The sequence below is a fragment of the Dysgonomonas gadei ATCC BAA-286 genome, assembly GCF_000213555.1.
GTDB lineage: Bacteria > Bacteroidota > Bacteroidia > Bacteroidales > Dysgonomonadaceae > Dysgonomonas > Dysgonomonas gadei.
The window spans coordinates 29,083-50,194 of record NZ_GL891983.1; the positions used below are offsets into that span (position 1 = coordinate 29,083).

Below are 21,112 nucleotides of genomic sequence, written 5' to 3' on the forward strand. Positions count from 1 at the left end.
GAACACTATATAAAAAGTAACAAAGGTAACACATATACCAGTTATCAGTGAACAGTCATCAGTTAGCAACTTGTATCTCGTGTCTCATAACTTTCAACTTATTACTCATTACTTAAAACTTACTACTTGTTAAAAGGTAACACTTTTACACGTTTTTTAATCTTGTTACTTTTTCTCTATATAACACGCTTGCTATATATACTATATAGATAAAATTATTGAAATAAAGTAACATCAAATCTAGATAACGGATTTGTATAACTGTACACTTACTTCTGATACAAAAACCGCTTTATACTCCTCTTCGGCGTCTTTTCGAATTCCTGATCCTGCAATCTGAAATTCACTACCTGGCTATATCCCGGCAAGCGTTTGTTTATTGCTTTCAATTCAGCCACAAAAATAGCAGAATAATCCTCTTCTTTCACATCATGCGCCTTCAAATAATCTTTATCAGGATAAATAAGAGCAATCAGTTTGCCGCTTTCCTCAATTATAAGTGATTCGGCAACATAAGGAGAATTATTGAAATAATCCTCTATCTCTTCGGGATAGATATTCTGCCCCGATCCACTGAGTATCATTGTTTTACTACGGCCACGAATAAACAGGAATCCATCACGGTCCATCACACCCAAATCTCCGGTGCGCAACCATCCGGAACTATCCAGAACTTGTTTTGTTGCTTCTTCATTTTTAAAATAACCAAGCATCACATTCTGTCCTTTCACTATTATTTCCCCGGCTTCGGTTTCCATATTAGATGATTCTATCCGCACATTCATACGGTCGACAGGGCGGCCACACGATCCTTGCTTATATGTTTCCCAATATTCATAGGAAATAAGCGGCCCGCATTCTGTCATTCCATAACCTACTGTGTAAGGGAACCTTATATCCGTGAGGAAAGCGCCGACTTCTTTGTTCAATGCAGCCCCACCAATAACTACCTCAACCAGCTTATTGCCAAAAACAGGTACAAGCTTTTCCGCAATCTTCTTATATACTTTTTTCCTGATGAAAGGGATTTTAATCAGTGTCTTGACCGGCTGCTTCTTCAATTGAGGAAAAACACGGGTCTGTATTATCTTTTCTATAATAAGCGGAACAGCCAGCACCAGCGTAGGGTTCACTTTCGAAAAGGCGTCCAGAATTATCTGAGGCGAAGGCACACGGGTCAGGTAATGGATATGGCAGCCTTTAGCAATGGAAAGCAATACCTCGAAGGCCAGCCCGTACATATGCGCCATAGGCAGCATACACACTATGCCGTCACCCGCCTTCACAAATTCGATACTATCTATCGCGAAACGGGTATTAGACCATAAACTACGATATGGGATCATTACTCCCTTCGGATTACTGGTAGTTCCTGATGTATAATTAAGTACAGCCAGTTCATCCGGAGACTCATCATAAAAGATGACATCTTCCTGTGAGAATCCTTTCGGATATTTAACATTGAATGTCTGCTCCAAGTGAGAACATGATTCCAAAAATTTAGCCGAGCGTGATTTCTGCGCCGAAAAGTCATCTATGAGCAAAATAGCTTCCACGGTCGGCATTTGTACAGGATCTATTTTAGACCATACATATTCATCTGCAAACAGGACTTTCGCTTCGGAATGATTTACTAGTGTATGAATATTTTCTCCGCTAAAATCGTGCAGAATGGTAGTTATAACAGCGCCATAAGTAAGTGACCCGAAAAAGGCGACAGCCCAGTTAGCCGAATTCTTGCCGCAAATAGCGATTTTATCTCCTTTCTGAACTTCAAGATCATCGAACAAGATATGTAATTGTGCTATTTTTTTTGCAAAATCCTTATATAGGTATGTTTCTCCGTTATAATCGGTCAATGCGGGACGTTCCCAGTTATTAACTATTCCCTCCCGGATGAGTGTTAAAAATTTATTATTTTCCATATAATCATTCTATAGGTGATATATGCAAATGTAAACAAATTCTTAGATTTTATGCCATATAAGCATTGCAAATATCATAATTGTAACAGTAATGCTAACAAGCATCATCTCAAACAGGTACTTTGCTATAATCATCGAAATACGGAAAACATTCTTCGATAAATCGTATCTGATACCTGTTGCAATAAACTATGAACATATATAAATAAAGGGTGAATAAAATCCACCCTTTATTTTATCACTGATAAACAGATATTTATTTATTCAGAATATCTATTTGCTGTCTTACCGACTCTTCGTGGATCGCTTCCAGAACCACACGCATAAATTCGGGATTCATACCCATACCTTCAGCCTGAGAAATACGCTTGCTTAGTATTTCATCATAGCGGTCGGTCTGCACGATAGTCATATTATGTTCCTTCTTGAAAGTACCTATCTCGCAAGAAATACGCATACGTTTAGCCAATAGTTCAAGTAACTGGTCGTCTATTTCGTCTATCTGTCTGCGCAATACCGACAAGTCTTCCGTCGACTGCTTACCATCACGGATAACCAAAACCGAGAGAATCTCTTTCAATCTCGATGGTGTTACCTGTTGCGAAGCATCGCTCCATGCATTATCAGGATCGCAATGTGTTTCAATAATCAACCCTTCGAAATTCAGGTCCATAGCCTGTTGCGAAAGAGGTTGTATCAGATCGCGCTTACCTCCGATATGGCTTGGGTCGCAGATGATAGGCAAATCAGGGTAACGGCGTTTCAGTTCGATAGGGATATGCCATTGGGGAAGATTACGGTAGATCTTTTTATCATACGAACTGAATCCACGATGGATCGCACCCAGTTTAGTCAACCCTACATTGCTAAGGCGTTCGAGCGCCCCTATCCATAATTCCAAATCGGGATTCACAGGATTCTTTACCAGTACAGGTATATCCACACCTTGCAAAGCTTCTGCAATTTCCTGTACGGCAAATGGGTTAGCCGTGGTGCGGGCTCCTATCCAGAGCATATCTATGCCGTACTTCAATGCTTCATATACATGCTTCTGTGTAGCAACTTCAGTTGAGACATACATTCCTGTTTCCTGCTTCACTTTTTTCAACCATGCAAGACCTTCACTGCCTACACCTTCAAACCCTCCGGGTTTTGTACGTGGTTTCCAGATACCGGCACGCATAATTTTTATACCATCAGCTGCCAGTTGACGGGCTGTATTTAATGTTTGCTCCTCTGTTTCGGCACTACACGGGCCAGCGATTACCAAAGGACGTTCCGGGTCGACGCCCGGCAATAAGATTGATTCTAATTCCATTTTATCTGAGTTTTTATGATTGTAATTTCTTTATTCTTTCCAGTGCCTCTTTCAGCATATGTTCGTTGCAGCATAGCGATATACGGATATATCTTTCCCCTTTGCTCCCAAATATAAAGCCGGGGGTTAGGAATACTCTGGCATCGTATAAGATTTTATCTGCCAGTTCCTCGCTGCTTTTATACTTCGCAGGTATTTTTCCCCAAAGAAACATACCTACCTGATTCTCATCATATGTGCAGTCCAGCTCATCCATTATGGCAGCAGCATATCTACGGCGGTTTGCATATAGTTCTATATTATTTTTCCTGTGCCACTCGTCCAAATTATTCAATGCTGCAATAGTGGCCATTTGCATAGGTTTTAGAATGCCGCTTTCGATGTTGCTGAGCACTTTGAGTATCCATCCTATAAACTGCGGATTGGAAACAACCAGACCGATACGCCATCCGGGCATATTATGCGATTTACTCATAGAATTCAACTCTATACAAATCTCTTTTGCTCCCTCCACTTGCATGATACTAAGCGGATTCTCGTTCAATATAAGGCTATACGGATTATCATGGGCGATGACAATGCCATGCTTTTTCCCAAATGCAACCAACTTTTCGAACAGGCCTAACGAACCGTTCGCTCCTGTAGGCATATTCGGATAATTAACCCACATCAGCTTTACACCGGATAAATCCATTTTTTCCAATGCTTCAAAATCGGGCTGCCAGTTGTTATTTTCATCCAGATCGTATGTATGTATCTTCGCGCCCACCATCTTACTTACAGATGTATATGTAGGATAACCGGGGTTTGGCACCAAGACACCATCTCCAGGATTGAGAAATGCCAGAGAGATATGAAGGATTCCTTCTTTTGAGCCGATTAGCGGCTGTATCTCCTTTGCCGAATCAATCGTCACGTCATACCAACGTTTATACCATGTAGCAAAAGCATCACGCAACTGAGGAATACCCACATGTGGCTGATAACCATGCGCGTCATTTTTCGCTGCGGATTCACTCAGAGCCCTTACTGTCTCTTCGGAAGGAGGCAGGTCGGGACTGCCAATGCCAAGACTGATCACATTCTTACCTGCGGCATTCATTTCCGCTACTTCTCTCAATTTGGTAGAGAAATAGTATTCCTGTACTGTATTCAGGCGGTCGGCGGGGATTATATTCATATTGATTTCAATATTTAAGATTCCAAAAATTCAAAATTAAAGTTCGCTCTGACGGCCTTCCGGGTATTCACCCAGTGTTTTCAGTTCACTTATCAGGGGACGGATAGCGTCCAGCGATTGGTGATAACGTTCCAAATCCGAGAATTTGAGGTCTACATAAAACTGATATTCCCACTCCCGGCCAACAATCGGCAAAGACTGTATCTTGGTCAGGCTAATACCATAGAAAGAAAATACAGATAAAACTTTCGAAAGGCTTCCTTCTGTATGCGGCAGGGTGAACACAATAGATGATTTGTTTATGACCTCATTTTGCTGAATCTCCTGTACTATCCATTTATTACCAAAAATAAGAAAGCGAGTAAAATTGTGCTTATTCGTCTCAATTCCTCTCGCCAGTATATTCAGTCCATAAATTTCAGCTGCTCTCACACTGCATATAGCAGCCGTAGCTTGCAAACGCTTTTCGGCGACATCTTTCGCTGCCAGAGCTGTATCCTCATGTTCAATAATGCGTACCCCGGGTAATGTATCCAGAAAATTAGTACATTGCATCAGCGCGATAGGATGCGATTCCACTTCCTTTATATCATGGATGGTTTGTCCGGGAAGCGCTGCCAGGCAATGAGATATACGTTGCTTAAACTCACCTGCAATAGGAAGCTTATTTTCTTTCAGTAATTCATAATTACCCAAAAGGCTCCCGGCAATGGTATTTTCTATAGCCATAATACCAATTGTATTCGGCTCTTTTTTGATGGCAGTAAAGATATCGCGAAATGTAATGCAGGGCACTATTTCGACCTCTTCTTCAAAGAAATTTTCAGCGGCAATGCCGTGATATGCTCCCAGTCCTCCTTGTATTGCAACTCTTCTCATTTATTTAGCTTATTGTCAAAAAAAAATCCCGTCATACCTGACAGGATTCTATATATCTGATTGTTTTATTTTATTTTCAATTTTCGCATACAAAATCCTGTTTCACCTTGCTAAAAAAGTAAAAGTAAAAAAAGAAAAAGTATGTAGAAAAATTCTTCATTTCAATAACCTTGTTATGATTATGGATACAAAAGTAATACTTTTTTGAATAAAACAAACATTTTGTCTTTTTTATTTCAAAAATTTTAAAATAAGTAAATCCCCGTATCCTCCGCTATTTCCATTTAGGATCGTAAAGAACCCGCTCCCCATCGGCAGAACTATACTGATTCAGTGAATCTTCCTTCGACTGAATAACCATATAAATCATTGTTTCATCAGAAGAATTACGCAGGCACCTCTTGCCTGCCGGTGACACTCTCACCACACTGCCTTCCATTATGGGAAAGCAATCCTCATCTACCTGAAAATCGCCAAAGCCCTTTAATACGATATAGGTCTCTTCATTTTGTTTATGGATATGAAAATAGGAAAGATCTGTTTTTGGGGGTAGCATCTGAAATGAGATTTCGGTACCCGTCGCATCTGTGGCTTCTTTCAGGAAAACTTTGCCTGTTATCTCCTGTTTATTCTTGGGGTGGATAAGAGAATATTCATTCAGGTCTTCCAAACGGCCGATATTAATTGCCGTGTAATTTTCATTTTCTGATATTCGCTTTATTTCTTTCATATAATCTATTTTTATTTCTACATATCAGGATGATTAAAAGTCCCGTACAGTTATTTTCTGAAATATTATTTATCTATAAAGTAAACGAAGATATGATTTTTAAAGAATCATTAATTTATAATGTGATATATTTTTCAAAAAAAGATATTGTAATTTTTCGACAAGAATATAAATAACAAAAATATTTACAGGACATTATATGGACAAGAAAAGTATCTATACCATATTGTATTCTATATATTTGATTAAACTGGCAGACCGATCAGGCAATTAGTTATTTGGAAATTAATTAATTACATTTAAACCATCATCTTAATTTAACTAACGATTTAAATCTGATATTCTATGTCCGGAATAAAATTTCTATTGACTATTTTTTGTTGTATATCCTTATCGGGGATCAGTATTGCACAATCAGGCACAATCACTGCCGGATTATCGAAAGTAAACATTACATCACCCCATGAAATACCACTGCACGACTCATTGTATGCCCGTGTACTGGTGTTACAGGATGGGAATAAACGAATAGCCTTTATAGCTGTTGATCAGGGAATCTACACAAGTGACCGGATAGCCAAAATAGGTAAAGAACAGTTTGGCTTAGATGTATTATTTTTATCTTCATCACATACCCATTCTTCCGGGAAAAGCGACGAAACTCTTGTCATAAGCCAATTAACCAAAGCATTGAAAAAAGCTACAGACAATATGTTTCCGGCAAAACTGGCTGCCGGTCACCGAAAATTCCCTCAACTGGGGTTCAACCGATTGATAGTAAGGGAAGATGGACATTCGCGGGAATCATGGTTTTCGGACGATCATTATACTTCTGAAAATCCGGAACGTATTCCTTTTGGCCCTGTCGATCCTGAAGTGGGAGTTATAAAGGTGGAAGATATGCAGGGAAATACAAAGGGAATTGTAATGAATTATGCCTGTCATGCCGATATAGTATGCAGCAATTATGAGATTTCAGCTGATTTTCCGGGTGTTGCCTGTAAAAAAGTCGAGGAAGCTTTTGAAAATAACGCGGTTTGCCTGTTTGTACAGGGTGGCGCCGGAAATATAGAATCATTGATTATCAGTTCGAGGAGAAGTGGTCCGGACGATTCATTTAAGACAGACTACAGAACCATAGAACGGGTTGGAAGCCTGCTTGCATATGAGGCTATAAAACTAACCGGATCACTGACTCCCTCGCCAATCAAACAGGCCGGCATAAGATATATGAACGATTCACTGCAATTTACAGGAAGATTCATGACCGATGCTCTTTTTGATGTTCATATCTCAACAATCCTGCTCAATGACAATATAGCTATTTCTACTTGTCCGGGCGAACCGTTTGTACAACTTCAGTTGGAATGGAAACAAAAGATGCGGGATGCAGGAAGTATTCCATTCCTCTTTGGTTACACATGGTATAAAGGTACATGGCCAAACTATATACCTGATATTAAATCAGCGGCGCAAGGTGGATACGGAGCAGATCAGGATGGCCCTACGCTTATAGCAGTGGGTTCGGGAGAAGCGATAATGAATAAACATTTCGAGAACTTTTTCCGTCTGAACGGACTAATGCGCAAAGAAAGCGGCCCGGTCGGATTTAAAGGGGGATCACAATGGCAGACTATAGAAATCACACCAGAATCGAAAAATAAATAAATACAGATATGAAACTGCTTATAACATTCATTGTAAGTTCCATTATATTCAGCTTCTCTTCCTGTGAAACCAAGGATAATAAAAAATCTTATCATTTTGATAAAAACGGCATACAGGAAGATGTTCTGAGTAATTATCTTGACAGATCAATTACAATGGTATACTTTCTTATGCCCGATAAACCAGAGGGCAAACGCACATACCCTTATCATCAGGATGATATACGGATGGTAAAAAACATTGGGGCTAAATTTATAGGACGTTCCATCTACCGATGGGGCGGTGAAAGCCTTTTAAATTCGCCGGAGTTTTGGACGAGGGCCAAAGCCATTGTTACTGAGATGCACGCATTTGATCCCGAAATGATTTTTCAGGCTTGTATATTTGAGATTATCACGCAGGATGTTAACAATGTGAAGATACCGACATGGGTATTCAAAGATTTTAATCTTCCGGTCGAAGATCGCTTTTTCTCGTATGACAACATGTTGAATAGTGAAGGGAAACTCGTTAATCACTGGCATGAAGGCAGTAGTGTACCCGATATAAGCAAACAGGAAACTCAGTTATGGTTCTACTTTCTGGCAGGTTCATATATCAACCTTGGTTGTGAAGCGTTCCATATCGGACAGGTCGAACTTATAGGAATGAATGATCCCGAGAGAGAAGCCTGGGAAAGTATTCTGAAAAAAATACGGAATTATGCACAACGACATGCTCGCCGCAACTGGGTACTGATAGATGCACATGTACCCAAAGGCGATATGATAAAAGACGGGGTAAGTTTATTGGATTTCAATTCGTTTCCATTACGGATTAAAGAAATACCGGAAAAACCGTATGAGGGTATATTGGAAGAAAATTATCTGGATGCCATATACAACAAAAGTAAAGGTTGCATCACTCCAAGCGGATGGAAATGCGATAACCTCCCGTATCTGGTAGAATTCGATAATTTCGGGCGGGGAGAAAAGCCCAATGTGGCAAATCTGGAAAGTCATTTTGTATGGGGGTGGGATGAGATATCTTGGTTTTCACTCCAGCCGGAAGCATATAGAAATGAGTGGCTCCGTTATGCCTACAAATGGATAAAGAAAAATGATCCTGACGGTCATCTAGAAATGCCGGGCTTCCGTATGATCACCTGCCCTAATGAATCGGAAGGAAGCTATAGAGCCAATACCAAAAGTGATGATTGCCCACTCGGATATTCACAGGAAGAAGTCATTAAGGAATTATGGAATGGTAAATAAAAAGAGCTACTCACTGATAATAACCTTTTTATTTAAAAGCTTTTCGAATTCCTCACGGCTTCCATTGAAGGCATTCAGGTCGACCGGAGTATCTACGCCTTCTATCCGACCCCGGTTCGAGAATTGCCAGAATAGCCAGTCACGGCCATCGGGTAAATTGGGTTTTGCGATAATATCACGTATCCAGATAGGATTATCCGGGAATTGGTGTTGCAAGTAATTTTTATAGAATTCATTTGTAGTATAAATAATCACCTTGCGCTGATAGTGATCTTCTATAATTTCAAAGTAATTGGCTATTTCAGCGATCAGATCCTCCTTCCGGTTTGCGGGGCTACAGTTTCCTCCATACTCCAGGTCGACAATAGGTGGTAAATCTATACTATCACGAGGAACGTAGTGTATATAATTCCGGGCTTGCTCCTCTCCGTCTTTACAAAAAGTAAAGAAGTGATAGGCTCCCGACAGTATCTTATTCTGACGGGCTTCGCGCCAGTTAAGCTGAAACATGGAATCTTTATGATTACCTCCTTCTGTAGCTTTGATAAAGGCAAACTGAACCTTTTCCTTATCCAGCCTGGCCCAGTCTATCTCTTGCTGATGGTGAGAAACATCGATCCCTTGTACAGGGTAATCTTTGAAAGACGGATAATTCAAGCGGATATATCCATTCATAAAAGCCACGTATACCCCGGCACAGATAAAAACAATCATGGCCAATACAATAAGGGAATACAGGGCAACTTTTACTTTCATTGATACTTATTTAAACCGAATAACGAAGTTAGGATTAATTTTTCTTTTTGCATGTTATATTTTTATATATATTTGAACAGTATTAACAAACTTTTTTAATAATAATATCATAACCATGACAGAATTTAGCAACCAAGGTTATCAAGAACCTGCTCAACAAGCTAACGGTTGGGAAAACCCGACTAAACCACCAAGACCAAATAATAATTTGATTTTAGCTATCATAGCTACAGTTGTAAGTTTGATAACCTGCTGCGGATATGTCAGTTGTATCGGTTTTATCCTTGGTATTATCGCCATAGTATTCTCCACTCAGGTAGATTCCAAATATTTCGCCGGAGATTATGCCGGAGCAGAGAGCGCGGCTAAGAATGCTAAATTATTGTCGTTAATAGCCATAGGTACAGTTGTTCTGTCAATTGTTTGGATTATTGTTTCTATCATATTGGCAGGTGGTATTTCCGCTATCATGGAGCAATACCAGACTATTATGGATCAGTACGGGGCTTAATAGCTACTAAATAAACATTATAATACAGAAAGGTAATTTCAATGGAATTACCTTTCCTTTTTTATGAAAAAGTATATACTCCTTATATCAGCCATTTTATTCCCAATCGTTATTATAGTCGTTTATTATGCGATCTATAATATAGCGGGGGAAAATACCCCCTGTACATTCAAAGCAGCCACCGGACTGGAATGTCCCGGATGCGGCGGACAACGGGCTTTGCATTTCCTGCTGCATGGCAATATATTGGAGGCTTTGCGCTATAATATTTTCTTTATCGTAGCAGGGCCATTTCTGGCTTACTTCTACTATCTGGCTGTAAGGGTTTATATACTCGGACAGGAAAAGTATCTGAAAAGCTTTGTATTCAAACCCTGGTTCGGATACACACTTTTGATTACAGTTATCCTGTTTTTCGTCCTGAGAAATATCCCTTTCTGGCCATTTATGTATCTGGCTCCTCCCCCATAAAAAAAGTGGCACCAGGCCACTTTTATATATTTCAGAGCACTTTTTTAAACCTTTCGAGAAATTCTTTTGCCTGCTCTATTGTAAGACAGAGCGGTGGCAGTAAACGAAATACGTGCGTACCTGTAGCTCCGGTAAAAACTTTTTCTTCAAATAAAAGCTTCGTCCGTTTTTCTTTTATAGGTTCTTCAAACTCCATACCTATCATAAGCCCGCGTCCGCGTACTTCTTTTATCTGAGGGAATTTCCTTAATTCCTCCATCAGGAATTCGCCGACATTATATGCGTTCTCTATAAGCTTCTCATCCTTCATTATATCAAGTACAGCAATAGCTGCCGCACAAGCCAGATGATTACCCCCGAATGTGGTTCCCAATTGTCCGTATACAGCTTTAAACATCGGATTAATCAGTACTCCCGACATCGGGAAACCGTTACCAATACCTTTGGCTACTGTTATCAGATCGGCTTGTATTTCCGCATACTGATGGGCGAAAAATTTACCGCTGCGGCCATAACCCGATTGTATTTCGTCCAGAATCAGGATAGTTCCTGTTTCGGTACAAACGTCGCGAAGCTCTTTCAGAAAATCATCGTATGGTATCTGGATACCTGCAACGCCCTGAATACCTTCTATAATAACAGAGCAGTATTCTTTTGTGGCCAACTCCTTTTTTACAAATTCAATATCATTAAACGGAGCGAACACTACATTCTCCGACTGATTTACAGGCGCTGAATACGCAGGGATATCCGTTGTGGCAACGGTAACCGAAGTACGTCCGTGAAACGCTTTCTTAAACGAGAGAACTTTCTTGCGTCCATTATGGAATGAAGCCAGTTTTATAGCATTCTCGTTTGCTTCTGCACCTGAGTTTACAAGGAACAGGAAATAGTCGGGGTAACCGCATTGTTCTCCCATCTTTTGCGCCAGCTCCTGTTGCAGCTTATTCACTACAGAATTGGAATAGAACCCGAGTTTATTCAACTGCTCTGTAAGTTTGGCCACATAGTAAGGATGTGTATGCCCCACCGATATTACAGCATGGCCTCCGTAAAGGTCCAAATATTCATTACCCTTATCGTCATACACATAACATCCTTTACCTTCCACAACATTGATGTCGAACAGCGGAAATACATCGAATAGTTTCATTTTATATATTATTTATTTCTTTAATTGTTTCTATTAAGTTCTCTTTCCGGATAATGTACATTCCTAACCTGACCTGCGAAATTCCGTCTTTCAGCTTATATGTGTACACAGGATGCCCATCCTGCTCGAGAATCTCGAAATAAGAAAATTCTATATTCTTATTGGCTTCCAGCTCTTTGGTCACTTCTACAATATGGGAAGATATGACAAAGAACGAACTTTTCACCTCGGTAAATGCATTCACCACAGCCAATGTCCCGTCATAGGCATCTTTCACATTCGTACCCCTGAATAATTCATCGAAAATCACCAACATATTCCGGTGTGTTTTCAACTGGCGGGCAACATCCTTGATACGCATCACTTCTGCATAAAAATGGCTGTAACCGGAACTCAGGTTGTCGGAAATATTAATTGTAGTACACAATCCCGACAATATACTCAAAGTCATCCTCTTTGCGGGAACAGGGAATCCCACATGCGCCAGATATGCGGACAATCCCAGCGCTTTCAGGAAAGTGGATTTCCCTGCCATATTCGGCCCCGATATAAATAACAGGTTCGAAGGCTTTTCAAAGCGCATATCATTCGGAATAGCCGCTTCTACAAAGGGATGGTATAAACCATCTATCTCCAGCCGGTTATCATCGGCCGAAAACATTTCAGCATACGACAATCCGTATTTATCCGCCGCTTTTGCAATGGATAGAAAGGCATCATATTCGTATATAAGGTCAAGAAAGAAAAGAATATCCTTTTTGTGAGTATAGCGAAACATATAGTCGAGCCGGGATGTCTCATAAGAAGGTATTTTCCGCCCTAATTTAATGATGTCGGCATAGTCGTCCGAAGAAAATATTTCCAAGACCTTTTCGTTATTCTTTTCCAACAATTTCGGATAATTATTTTCCTTAAACTTATCAGCTAAAACGTGGGAGAAAGCATATATTGTTTTCAGCAAGTCGACAGTAGAACCAACCCCTTTCTTTACAAGATAGTACTCCGTATTTGTACTTACCTTGTCCATTATCATCCTCTCCATAGCAGTAAACCAAGTAGGGATGCGTGTCGGATAATCACCATGCCGGATATAATATTCGGTAAAATCAAGCGAATCTTTATCTACACTCAGGCCTTCCGGCAAATATTTCTGAAAGAAAGCAATGGTGTCTGTCCGTTCGGTTATCTTTTCCAGATCGGTCAGAGGATTGGACAAAAAATTATAGAGTATCCTCCTGCCACCATAACACTGAGTGTGATTAAACAGGCTGAATACAGACGTACCGTCTTTGACTGTGTCAAAAATTTCAAGGTCTTTCAGGGTTTGGGAGTCTACTTCAAATTTCATACGATTCAATTTATTGATTTATGCCAATTATATAACAGCAATCGTCTTCTACTTTCCAATTCATTAATGTGAATAGAACTGACATCTTCCAATTTATAGATACTGGTATCTAATACAAAACCGTTTCTATCTATCTCTGTAAAAGAAAAGAAAATATCATCCACATCATTAACAAAACCAACATACCAGTCTCCATTTGCTTCAATTCCTAACAATGTTGATTTGTCTTTTTTATATTCATTTAATGTATGAAAAACCCAATTAGAAGAAGAATCTAAGGGTAAAGTACTACTTTGTTCACCATCTATAAGAACGTTATTATCTATAATATACTGAATCGATTTCAGATAATCATTATCGATAGTTATATAATTTATATCTGAATACCTCAGGGTAACAACTCCATCAGATTTACCATTTCGAGTAAAATGTTGTATTTGAACGGTATTCGAATTAAAACTTAAAACATATCCGCAAAAACTAGTCTCTCCTGTATATTTTTTAAAATACAAAAGCTTTTTACTTTTCTTTGATTCTGTAAAAATCTTATCATATAAATCCATAATTCACATCTTTAAAAAGCACTAGCCTTTAGCTTTAATCCGATTGTCTCTTCTAATCCGAATATCAGGTTCATATTATGTACTGCCTGTCCCGACGCTCCTTTTACCAGATTGTCTATACAGGAAAGGATAAGCAACCTATTTCCGTGCTTTTCCAGATGCAAGATACATTTATTTGTATTTACCACCTGCTTGAGATCTATATTTTTATCGGAGACAACGACAAAAGGACTTTCTTTGTAAAAATCCTGATATAATTTCGCTGCATCTTCAATCGTTCCGTCAAATTTCAGATAGGTAGAAACAAATATACCTCTGGTGAAATTTCCACGAACAGGTATAAAGTTAATATCTTCTGTAAAAGCGGTCTGGAACTGAGTTAAGGACTGGCGAATCTCTGTCAGGTGCTGATGTTCAAAAGCCTTGTAAACAGAAATATTATTCTCCCGCCAGCTGAAATGGGAGGTTGCCGACGGCTTTACTCCCGCCCCGGTGGAGCCTGTGATAGCATTCACATGGATTTCAGTATTCAGCCATCCGGCCTTCGCCAGTGGTAACAGGCCTAACTGTATGGCTGTGGCAAAACACCCGGGATTTGCGATATAAGATGATTTCCGTATCTCTTCTTTATTCAGTTCCGGTAAGCCGTAAATGAATTTATTCCCTTCGGCTTTGTGTCTGTAATCGGTAGACAGGTCTATAATTTTCAGATGTCCGGGGATCTCATTCGTTTCCAGAAACTTCTTTGTATCACCGTGTGCCGTACAAAAGAATAAAACGTCTATTTTATCGTAAGGCAACTGGTCGGTAAAGTCCATATCCGTATCGCCTAACAATCCGCTATGTACATCCGTGAGTTTATTACCCGCGTTACTTGTACTGTTTACAAATACCAGTTCAACCTGTGGATGATTGATCAATATCCTTATCAGTTCTCCGGCAGTATAGCCGGCTCCCCCTATAATTCCTGCTTTTATCATAGTTTTATTTTTATTGAAACTCTTTACTAACCACAGAGTAAAAGGAGTAACACGGAGTTTTTACAGTATATATCTTTTTATTCCGTCTTTTAGAGACTTTACATTAAAATTCATTAGAAAGCCAATTTCACAATCGGAAAGTTTCATATAAGTCAGTAATTGTGCTGTATGAAAATCAGTTAATTCTTTTACAGACTTCAATTCCAGGATTATTTCATCTTCAACTAGAAGGTCTAATTTATAGCCGGCATCCAATGTTATTCCCTTATATTCTACCGGAAGTTCAACTTGTTTTTCAACATATAATCCAGATTCGCTTAATTCATAAAAAAGGCATTCTTCATATACTTTTTCAAATAGTCCAGGTCCTAATTCTGAATGTACAGTATATGCACAACCTAATATCTTACCTGTTAAGCTTTCTTTTTTAATCATTTAATAAAAACTCCGCGTTACTCCTTTTACTCCGTGGTAATAAAGATATTTTACTTTTTGTTTTTCTCTTGTACGCTATGATATATCTTATTTGTCATAGCATAAATTTTCGTAAAGCCTTTTGCATCATCCGATGTCCATGCCTTATTCACTTCACCGTACTCTCCGAAATCGGCTTTCATCAGGTCGAAATCACTTTCCACACCAATCAGCACATAATGATATGGCATAAGTTTAATGCTCACACGCCCTGTTACATTTTGCTGCGAACTCGATAGGAAAGCCTCTATATCACGCATAACCGGTTCCAGATATTGCGCTTCGTGAAGAAACATCCCGTACCAGTTACCTACCTGCTCTTTCCAATACTGTTGCCATTTGGTCAGCGTATGCTTTTCCAGCATTTTGTGCGCATTGATAATTACCAGCGGAGCCGCGGCTTCAAAGCCCACACGCCCCTTTATGCCGATAATAGTATCACCTATATGCATATCGCGGCCGATAGCATAAGCCGATGTAATCTCTTCTATCTTCTGGATAGCTTTTACCTTATCAGCATATTTTTCACCGTTTACTGCTGCTATTTCGCCTTCTTCGAAATCAATCGTAAGAACTTCCTGTCCTTGTTTCTTCAATTGGGACGGATAGGCTTCTTCCGGCAAAGTCTGTTCTGACTTCAGCGTTTCTTTGCCACCTATGCTTGTACCCCAAAGCCCTTTATTAATGGAATACACCATCTTCGTAAAATCAGCTTCATATCCGTGTTCTTTCAGATAATCGATTTCATACTCACGGGTAAGGATCATATCGCGGGTAGGTGTAATAATCTCAATACCGGGAGCAAGCACATCAAATGTCAGGTCGAAGCGAACCTGATCGTTTCCTGCTCCTGTGCTGCCATGAGCAACAGCGTCAGCACCTATTTCCTTTGCATAGTTGATAATGGCTATCGCCTGAAATATACGCTCCGAACTCACCGAAATCGGGTATGTACCATTACGCAATACATTTCCGAAAATCATATATTTGATGCTCTTTTCGTAATATTCCTGTGTTATATCGAGGCTTACATGCTTTACAGCACCTAATTTATACGCTTTTTCCTCTATAACTTTCAATTCTTCGGGGGTAAAACCTCCTGTGTTGGCTATGGCTGTATATACATCATATCCCATATCAGCGGACAGATATTTTGCACAGAACGATGTATCTAATCCTCCACTGAATGCTAAAACGACTTTCTTTTTCATATATGTTATGTTATTTCAATTGCTTTTTGAGGTCTTTTATTATCTCTTTTATCTCCTTCTTGTCTTTCTGCTTTTCGGGATCGAAGAGCATCGCAGTACAGATACAGTATTTCCTGTCGGTACGGGTAAGGATATCATAATTGACACATCCCTGACAACCTCGCCAGAAAGACTCATCATCTGTCAGTTGCGCAAAAGTCACGGGCACATACCCCAGTTCTGTATTTATTTTCATTACCGCTGCGCCTGATGTCAGGCCAAATACTTTCGCTGTCGGAAACATAGCCCTCGCCAAGGAAAAGGCATGCTGTTTGATTTTTTTTGCCAGCCCGTGCTGTCTGAATTTTTCGACCACAATTAGCCCAGAATTGGCAACAAACTGCTTATTTCCCCATGATTCTATATAGCAAAATCCGGCAAACTCATCACCCATCAGGGCAATGATAGCTTTACCTTCCTTTATTTTAAGTTCCACATATTCCGGTGTACGTTTTGCAATTCCCGTGCCCCGCACCTTAGCCGCAGCCTCAATTGTATCCAATATCGTTTGCACGTATCCGATATGGCTTTCGTTGGCTATCTGTATAGTAAGTTGTTGTTGCTCCATTGGCTTTTCTACCACAAGTTCTTCTATGTTGTTCATTGTTGTCTTATCATTCAATATTCGGTATAAATTCAGAAAGTGAAGCTATTACCTCCTCCCTGCTTATATTCTCTCTCGGTATCAGAAGTATAGTATCGTCACCTGCTACTGTACCTAATATATAACGTGTAGCCCTGCGGTCTATTTCTCCCGCTATAGCCATAGCATAACCCGGACGGGTCTTTATCACAGCCAGTTGTCCCGAAAATTCAATATTAACAAATCCGAAAGAAGACAACGGCATTTCCTCTTCCAGATTCTGCATCGACTCCGAAAACTGATATACATAATTACCTTTTGCCGTGGGTACCTTCACTATTTTCAGTTCTTTTATATCGCGGGACAAAGTAGCCTGAGTAAGCTCAAACCCTTTATCCACCAACAGTTTAAGAAGCATATCCTGACTATTTATATCGTTCGTCTGCAACACTTCTCTTATTATTTTATGTCTGTACTTTTTAGTCATCACGTATAAATATGCAATTAATAGCGCAAATTTACACATATTTATGCATATTCTAAAATATTTAATGTATAAAAAATATTATTATATAAATAACAGATCTGCAAAATGTTAAACATTCCTTTTTTTAATTTATTTTTCTATATTTGCAGGATATAGGATGCGCCCGGCATAGGCCAAAGTAAGTTTTGACTCAGCTCTCGGCTTTTTCTATATTTATGTATTGGCACTTCAAGACACATCATGTCTGGAAATAAACCTATATATTTTGAATTTGAATGGAGGAACCAGAGAAAAAGCAACCGATAATATCTGTCTTGCGGTCAGATACTCCGGAGAAAAAAGCGACAAAAGTCACAGTTGATGACTCTTTTGCGCGCATTGTAGTATATGAAAAGGAGGATTTGACTAACGATGAGATTTTTCTTCTTCTGAATATTCGGAAATGTATAAAAATAGATATAGACAAACACTATGAGCGTACAAATGAGGGGGTTGAAACGCATTCTTACACGATATATAACATTCTGATTTAAAACAGATCACGTTCACAGAACATATCTTACTTCTTTAAACGCAAAGCGCCTCTCATCCCCGCTTTCCGTTTCTAAAATAAGCGTTCCATCAGGAGCTACATTCTTTATCCTGGCTATAAAATCATTTGTGTTGTCATTAAATAAATGATAACCTGTTTTTCTGAACAGAGAATCTCTATAATTCTCTGCGATAATCTGTATCTCTCCCCTCCTCAACTGCTCGTAATAAGAAAAAAGGAGCTCTCTTACTTCTCCGAGCATAATACTTTGTTTATAATATTCTCCTGTTATTTGTTTTAGTGATACAGGATTAGGCAGACTGCTATCGAAGCTCTCCTGATTAAGATTGATACCTATCCCGCATACAGACTCTTTTATTTGATCACCTTCTATGGCGTTCTCAATCAGAATTCCGCATATTTTCCTCTCTCGCCAGTAAATATCATTTGGCCATTTTATTGTAATACCATCTGTATATTTCCGGAGAAAATCGGCTACAGCCAACGATACAACCTGCGATATAAGGAACTGCTCATTCGCTTTTACCGCATCGGGATACAATACGATACTGAACAACAGGTTCTTTCCGTTCTCTGACATCCAGCCGTTGCCACGCTGCCCTCTGCCTCCTGTCTGAAAATCGGCCGAGACAATGGTTCCTTCCTTTACTTTCTGTTTCAGCAACAGGCTTTTCATATAATTGTTTGTAGAATCAATTTCGTCAACAAGGTGAATAATCAGAGGCATAGTATGTTCGATTATTTAGATATTAGACAAATTATTATATTCGGCTTGCTTTACTTTTGGCAATTTTCTGATCACCTCATCCACCGAGTGCTGGATAAGTTCTTTGATCAAAGCATCAGATACATCACTCTCAATAACAATAGTATTCCAATACTTTTTATTTGAATGATAGCCCGGCCGGATACCGTTGTAATGCTCCCTCAGTTCAATCGCTTTCTCCGGATCACATTTCACATTCAGCCAGAATTCGCCGTCTCTTGATTCCAGGCCCATATAGGCAAACATTTTGTCCATTACTTTATAGACCAGCGTATCGTCTCCGAAGGGGAAGCTTTCCGTTGCTCCTTTTATCGATATACATGCTTCACGAACTTCTTCTATATTCATTTTCTCTAATTTACAGGTGCCAGAAATGCATCGTCTATATGTTCTATCTCAAACTTCTCTCCGTTCCAGATAGCCGCAACCACATCGAAACGGGCAGGCAAATCTATATCGTACTCCCTAAGGTAAAAATCGGCAGCTTCAACAATCCGTTTTATCTTTCCCTTCGATACTGCCTCCTCCGGATTCCCCCATTGGTTCGAACTACGGGTCTTAACTTCTACAAAAACAACATACTCCTCATTCCGGGCAATTATATCTATTTCATATTTTTCGTATAACCAGTTACGCTCTATTATTTCATAACTCCTCTGCCTGAGATAATGCTCCGCTGCATCCTCACCCTTTTTCCCCAGATCGTTATGCTCAGCCATAAAACAAAATCAGCCAATTGTTATTTTCTTGGTTTCTTTATTGTAAACGGGAATCAAATTCACAGTATCTTCTGTTAAACAGTATTCGACCGAATCTTGCAGATTATGAGCTTCCAACCGCTTAATATGCTCTGTACGGTCAATATAACTGCGAACATCGGGTACCGCCTCCTTCCACATCGACAAAGCTACCTGAGTTGCATCCGAGGCAGAAATATATCCTCTATCAATCAGTTTGCGAGCCAAAGCGCCGCCAAAAAGAGAATCCTCCATATTGAAACGGTTATTCCATCCGGCACAAAGCACTATTACATCCTTCTGTTTATCTGTGCAAAAGTCAGCCAAAGCGCTAATATTGGAAAAAGCGCCAACAGTCAGTATATCCGAATCTTTCGCCATATCGATAGCCTGTGTTCCGTTTGTGGTAGTAAAAACAATATCCTTACCGCTAACTCTATCGGCTGTATAATCAAATGGAGAGTTCCCAAAATCTGCGAAATCGCAACGCTTCACATTACGCTCTGCACCGACAAGATATCCCTTTGCCTTATAGTCCTGCGCTTCTTCAATCGAAGCTACAGATATTATAGACCTCGCTCCGTTCTTCAAGGCTGCACACATCGTAGTGGTTGCCCTGAAAATATCTACTACAACTGTAATATGGTTATTGCCACTAGCATAATATGGATAAAGAGCCGGGGAAAAACACACTTCTACTTTCATTCTTTTAATGCTGATTTAATCCGTGTAAGTTTTATCAATAAGCCTTCCAACTGGTCGAGTGGCAACATATTTGCGCCATCAGACAGGGCATTAGCCGGATCGAAATGTGTTTCTAAGAACAATCCGTCGACACCAGTTGCAATACCGGCTTTACACATTGTTTCTATCAATTGTGGCTGCCCTCCTGTAACTCCCGAGGCCTGATTTGGTTTTTGAAGGCTATGGGTAGCATCCAGAACGACAGGAAAGCCAAATTCTTTCATTTCGGGTATTCCGCGAAAATCAACTACCAAATCTGAGTATCCGAAAGATGTTCCTCTATCTGTTATAATTACATTATTGTTTCCCGAATCCACAACTTTCTGTGCAGCAAATTTCATCCCTCCCGGTGCAAGAAACTGGCCTTTTTTGATATTCACTATTTTCCCTGTCTTAGCTGCAGCGATAAGCAGGTCGGTTTGGCGGCAAAGAAATGCAGGAATCTGCAATACATCAACATACTCGGCAGCCATTGCGGCTTCATGCGTCTCATGGATATCCGTAACTGTAGGCACGCCAAAAGTTTCGTTTACCTTACGCAATATTTTCAAAGCCTTCTCGTCACCAATACCCGTAAAAGAATCGACTCGCGAGCGATTCGCTTTTTTATACGATCCCTTAAAAACATAGGGTATATCAAGTTTTGATGTGATTCCTATTATTTTTTCGGCAATGCGTAATGCCATTTCTTCCCCCTCAATAACACATGGTCCGGCTAGCAGGAAGAAATTATCATTTTTCAGATTTGTAATATTCATTTTATTCGTTTGATTAGAATGTATT

Annotated in this window: 24 protein-coding genes; 5 read left to right on the forward strand and 19 right to left on the reverse strand. The window is 39.6% G+C overall.

Annotated features, from left to right (window positions below; translation table 11 throughout):
- Positions 1–269: 269 nt before the first annotated feature.
- The 5 genes from HMPREF9455_RS10200 to HMPREF9455_RS10220 all read right to left on the reverse strand — a co-directional run bounded on the left by HMPREF9455_RS10200 (position 270) and on the right by HMPREF9455_RS10220 (position 6,032).
- Positions 270–1,925 (reverse strand): AMP-binding protein, encoded by a 1,656-nt coding sequence (locus HMPREF9455_RS10200; protein WP_006799603.1) that lies wholly within the window; start codon positions 1,923–1,925, stop codon positions 270–272.
- A gap of 256 nt (positions 1,926–2,181) precedes the next feature.
- A complete protein-coding gene (locus HMPREF9455_RS10205) occupies positions 2,182–3,243 on the reverse strand; it encodes a bifunctional 3-deoxy-7-phosphoheptulonate synthase/chorismate mutase type II (RefSeq protein WP_006799604.1) in 1,062 nt (353 codons plus the stop codon).
- A 13-nt stretch (positions 3,244–3,256) separates the two neighbouring features.
- Positions 3,257–4,423, reverse strand: coding sequence for a pyridoxal phosphate-dependent aminotransferase (locus HMPREF9455_RS10210; RefSeq protein ID WP_006799605.1), 1,167 nt, complete (start codon positions 4,421–4,423; stop codon positions 3,257–3,259).
- Positions 4,424–4,459: 36 nt separating this feature from the next.
- Positions 4,460–5,302 (reverse strand): prephenate dehydratase, encoded by an 843-nt coding sequence (locus tag HMPREF9455_RS10215; protein WP_006799606.1) that lies wholly within the window; start codon positions 5,300–5,302, stop codon positions 4,460–4,462.
- Between the two features lie 274 nt (positions 5,303–5,576).
- Entirely contained in the window at positions 5,577–6,032 is a 456-nt protein-coding gene (locus HMPREF9455_RS10220; protein WP_006799607.1) for a cupin domain-containing protein, read from the reverse strand.
- Between the two features lie 345 nt (positions 6,033–6,377).
- Between HMPREF9455_RS10220 and HMPREF9455_RS10225 the strand changes: the two genes are divergently transcribed.
- Together HMPREF9455_RS10225 and HMPREF9455_RS10230 are read left to right on the forward strand one after the other, a co-directional pair.
- Entirely contained in the window at positions 6,378–7,700 is a 1,323-nt protein-coding gene (locus tag HMPREF9455_RS10225) for a hypothetical protein (protein WP_006799608.1), read from the forward strand.
- 8 nt (positions 7,701–7,708) lie between these two features.
- Positions 7,709–8,953 carry a hypothetical protein gene (locus HMPREF9455_RS10230; protein WP_006799609.1) on the forward strand — a complete coding sequence of 415 codons (1,245 nt, stop codon included), beginning with the start codon at positions 7,709–7,711 and terminating at the stop codon, positions 8,951–8,953.
- Positions 8,954–8,959: 6 nt separating this feature from the next.
- Here HMPREF9455_RS10230 and HMPREF9455_RS10235 read toward each other — a convergent pair whose 3' ends face one another.
- Positions 8,960–9,709: a glycoside hydrolase family 25 protein gene (locus tag HMPREF9455_RS10235; RefSeq protein ID WP_006799610.1), complete on the reverse strand. Its 750-nt coding sequence runs from the start codon at positions 9,707–9,709 to the stop codon at positions 8,960–8,962.
- A gap of 115 nt (positions 9,710–9,824) precedes the next feature.
- Between HMPREF9455_RS10235 and HMPREF9455_RS10240 the strand changes: the two genes are divergently transcribed.
- Both HMPREF9455_RS10240 and HMPREF9455_RS10245 read left to right on the forward strand, forming a co-directional pair.
- Positions 9,825–10,220 (forward strand): CD225/dispanin family protein, encoded by a 396-nt coding sequence (locus HMPREF9455_RS10240; RefSeq protein ID WP_006799611.1) that lies wholly within the window; start codon positions 9,825–9,827, stop codon positions 10,218–10,220.
- Positions 10,221–10,283: 63 nt separating this feature from the next.
- The gene (locus tag HMPREF9455_RS10245; RefSeq protein ID WP_006799612.1) at positions 10,284–10,691 is read left to right on the forward strand and encodes a DUF2752 domain-containing protein; all 408 of its coding nucleotides are present in this window, start codon (positions 10,284–10,286) and stop codon (positions 10,689–10,691) included.
- Positions 10,692–10,722: 31 nt separating this feature from the next.
- On the opposite strand, the gene HMPREF9455_RS10250 is transcribed toward HMPREF9455_RS10245, so the two are convergent.
- The 8 genes from HMPREF9455_RS10250 to argR are packed head-to-tail and all read right to left on the reverse strand — an operon-like array spanning position 10,723 to position 17,568.
- Complete coding sequence (locus HMPREF9455_RS10250; RefSeq protein ID WP_006799613.1) at positions 10,723–11,844, reverse strand: aspartate aminotransferase family protein; 1,122 nt, start codon at positions 11,842–11,844, stop codon at positions 10,723–10,725.
- 1 nt (position 11,845) lies between these two features.
- Positions 11,846–13,192 (reverse strand): MutS-related protein, encoded by a 1,347-nt coding sequence (locus HMPREF9455_RS10255; RefSeq protein WP_006799614.1) that lies wholly within the window; start codon positions 13,190–13,192, stop codon positions 11,846–11,848.
- A gap of 5 nt (positions 13,193–13,197) precedes the next feature.
- Complete coding sequence (locus HMPREF9455_RS10260) at positions 13,198–13,755, reverse strand: hypothetical protein (protein WP_006799615.1); 558 nt, start codon at positions 13,753–13,755, stop codon at positions 13,198–13,200.
- A gap of 11 nt (positions 13,756–13,766) precedes the next feature.
- Complete coding sequence (argC, locus tag HMPREF9455_RS10265) at positions 13,767–14,735, reverse strand: N-acetyl-gamma-glutamyl-phosphate reductase (protein WP_006799616.1); 969 nt, start codon at positions 14,733–14,735, stop codon at positions 13,767–13,769.
- A 60-nt stretch (positions 14,736–14,795) separates the two neighbouring features.
- Positions 14,796–15,170, reverse strand: a complete 375-nt coding sequence (locus HMPREF9455_RS10270; protein WP_006799617.1) for a GxxExxY protein — start codon at positions 15,168–15,170, stop codon at positions 14,796–14,798.
- Positions 15,171–15,220: 50 nt separating this feature from the next.
- Positions 15,221–16,420, reverse strand: a complete 1,200-nt coding sequence (locus HMPREF9455_RS10275) for an argininosuccinate synthase (protein ID WP_006799618.1) — start codon at positions 16,418–16,420, stop codon at positions 15,221–15,223.
- 10 nt (positions 16,421–16,430) lie between these two features.
- On the reverse strand, positions 16,431–17,027 hold the full coding sequence (locus tag HMPREF9455_RS10280; protein WP_221408049.1) for a GNAT family N-acetyltransferase: 597 nt from the start codon (positions 17,025–17,027) through the stop codon (positions 16,431–16,433).
- Positions 17,028–17,073: 46 nt separating this feature from the next.
- Complete coding sequence (gene argR, locus HMPREF9455_RS10285; RefSeq protein WP_006799620.1) at positions 17,074–17,568, reverse strand: arginine repressor; 495 nt, start codon at positions 17,566–17,568, stop codon at positions 17,074–17,076.
- A 236-nt stretch (positions 17,569–17,804) separates the two neighbouring features.
- On the opposite strand from argR, the gene HMPREF9455_RS10290 reads away from it, so the two are divergent.
- Entirely contained in the window at positions 17,805–18,062 is a 258-nt protein-coding gene (locus HMPREF9455_RS10290; RefSeq protein WP_006799621.1) for a hypothetical protein, read from the forward strand.
- Between the two features lie 12 nt (positions 18,063–18,074).
- Here the strand turns inward: HMPREF9455_RS10290 and HMPREF9455_RS10295 are convergent, their stop codons facing one another.
- From HMPREF9455_RS10295 to kdsA, 5 genes are read right to left on the reverse strand one after another with little or no spacing between them, the layout of a single operon-like run.
- Positions 18,075–18,809: a biotin--[acetyl-CoA-carboxylase] ligase gene (locus HMPREF9455_RS10295; protein ID WP_006799622.1), complete on the reverse strand. Its 735-nt coding sequence runs from the start codon at positions 18,807–18,809 to the stop codon at positions 18,075–18,077.
- A gap of 15 nt (positions 18,810–18,824) precedes the next feature.
- Complete coding sequence (locus HMPREF9455_RS10300) at positions 18,825–19,196, reverse strand: MmcQ/YjbR family DNA-binding protein (RefSeq protein ID WP_006799623.1); 372 nt, start codon at positions 19,194–19,196, stop codon at positions 18,825–18,827.
- Between the two features lie 5 nt (positions 19,197–19,201).
- Entirely contained in the window at positions 19,202–19,567 is a 366-nt protein-coding gene (locus tag HMPREF9455_RS10305; RefSeq protein ID WP_006799624.1) for a YraN family protein, read from the reverse strand.
- A gap of 9 nt (positions 19,568–19,576) precedes the next feature.
- Positions 19,577–20,290: a 2-phosphosulfolactate phosphatase gene (locus HMPREF9455_RS10310; protein ID WP_006799625.1), complete on the reverse strand. Its 714-nt coding sequence runs from the start codon at positions 20,288–20,290 to the stop codon at positions 19,577–19,579.
- A complete protein-coding gene (gene kdsA, locus HMPREF9455_RS10315; protein ID WP_006799626.1) occupies positions 20,287–21,087 on the reverse strand; it encodes a 3-deoxy-8-phosphooctulonate synthase in 801 nt (266 codons plus the stop codon). Before kdsA ends, HMPREF9455_RS10310 begins: the two co-directional genes overlap by 4 nt.
- Positions 21,088–21,112: the final 25 nt, after the last annotated feature.

Bases quoted from the DNA above. Each gene is read 5' to 3' on its own strand.
- HMPREF9455_RS10290 (WP_006799621.1), top strand. From the start codon at position 17,805: ATGGAGGAACCAGAGAAAAAGCAACCGATAATATCTGTCTTGCGGTCA.
- HMPREF9455_RS10275 (WP_006799618.1), bottom strand. From the start codon at position 16,420: ATGAAAAAGAAAGTCGTTTTAGCATTCAGTGGAGGATTAGATACATCG.
- HMPREF9455_RS10310 (WP_006799625.1), bottom strand. From the start codon at position 20,290: ATGAAAGTAGAAGTGTGTTTTTCCCCGGCTCTTTATCCATATTATGCT.
- HMPREF9455_RS10225 (WP_006799608.1), top strand. From the start codon at position 6,378: ATGTCCGGAATAAAATTTCTATTGACTATTTTTTGTTGTATATCCTTA.
- HMPREF9455_RS10210 (WP_006799605.1), bottom strand. From the start codon at position 4,423: ATGAATATAATCCCCGCCGACCGCCTGAATACAGTACAGGAATACTAT.
- kdsA (WP_006799626.1), bottom strand. From the start codon at position 21,087: ATGAATATTACAAATCTGAAAAATGATAATTTCTTCCTGCTAGCCGGA.
- HMPREF9455_RS10255 (WP_006799614.1), bottom strand. From the start codon at position 13,192: ATGAAATTTGAAGTAGACTCCCAAACCCTGAAAGACCTTGAAATTTTT.
- HMPREF9455_RS10220 (WP_006799607.1), bottom strand. From the start codon at position 6,032: ATGAAAGAAATAAAGCGAATATCAGAAAATGAAAATTACACGGCAATT.
- HMPREF9455_RS10305 (WP_006799624.1), bottom strand. From the start codon at position 19,567: ATGGCTGAGCATAACGATCTGGGGAAAAAGGGTGAGGATGCAGCGGAG.
- argC (WP_006799616.1), bottom strand. From the start codon at position 14,735: ATGATAAAAGCAGGAATTATAGGGGGAGCCGGCTATACTGCCGGAGAA.
- HMPREF9455_RS10200 (WP_006799603.1), bottom strand. From the start codon at position 1,925: ATGGAAAATAATAAATTTTTAACACTCATCCGGGAGGGAATAGTTAAT.
- HMPREF9455_RS10280 (WP_221408049.1), bottom strand. From the start codon at position 17,027: ATGGAGCAACAACAACTTACTATACAGATAGCCAACGAAAGCCATATC.
- HMPREF9455_RS10270 (WP_006799617.1), bottom strand. From the start codon at position 15,170: ATGATTAAAAAAGAAAGCTTAACAGGTAAGATATTAGGTTGTGCATAT.
- HMPREF9455_RS10235 (WP_006799610.1), bottom strand. From the start codon at position 9,709: ATGAAAGTAAAAGTTGCCCTGTATTCCCTTATTGTATTGGCCATGATT.
- argR (WP_006799620.1), bottom strand. From the start codon at position 17,568: ATGTGTAAATTTGCGCTATTAATTGCATATTTATACGTGATGACTAAA.
- HMPREF9455_RS10260 (WP_006799615.1), bottom strand. From the start codon at position 13,755: ATGGATTTATATGATAAGATTTTTACAGAATCAAAGAAAAGTAAAAAG.
- HMPREF9455_RS10230 (WP_006799609.1), top strand. From the start codon at position 7,709: ATGAAACTGCTTATAACATTCATTGTAAGTTCCATTATATTCAGCTTC.
- HMPREF9455_RS10205 (WP_006799604.1), bottom strand. From the start codon at position 3,243: ATGGAATTAGAATCAATCTTATTGCCGGGCGTCGACCCGGAACGTCCT.
- HMPREF9455_RS10245 (WP_006799612.1), top strand. From the start codon at position 10,284: ATGAAAAAGTATATACTCCTTATATCAGCCATTTTATTCCCAATCGTT.
- HMPREF9455_RS10250 (WP_006799613.1), bottom strand. From the start codon at position 11,844: ATGAAACTATTCGATGTATTTCCGCTGTTCGACATCAATGTTGTGGAA.
- HMPREF9455_RS10215 (WP_006799606.1), bottom strand. From the start codon at position 5,302: ATGAGAAGAGTTGCAATACAAGGAGGACTGGGAGCATATCACGGCATT.
- HMPREF9455_RS10240 (WP_006799611.1), top strand. From the start codon at position 9,825: ATGACAGAATTTAGCAACCAAGGTTATCAAGAACCTGCTCAACAAGCT.
- HMPREF9455_RS10300 (WP_006799623.1), bottom strand. From the start codon at position 19,196: ATGAATATAGAAGAAGTTCGTGAAGCATGTATATCGATAAAAGGAGCA.
- HMPREF9455_RS10295 (WP_006799622.1), bottom strand. From the start codon at position 18,809: ATGCCTCTGATTATTCACCTTGTTGACGAAATTGATTCTACAAACAAT.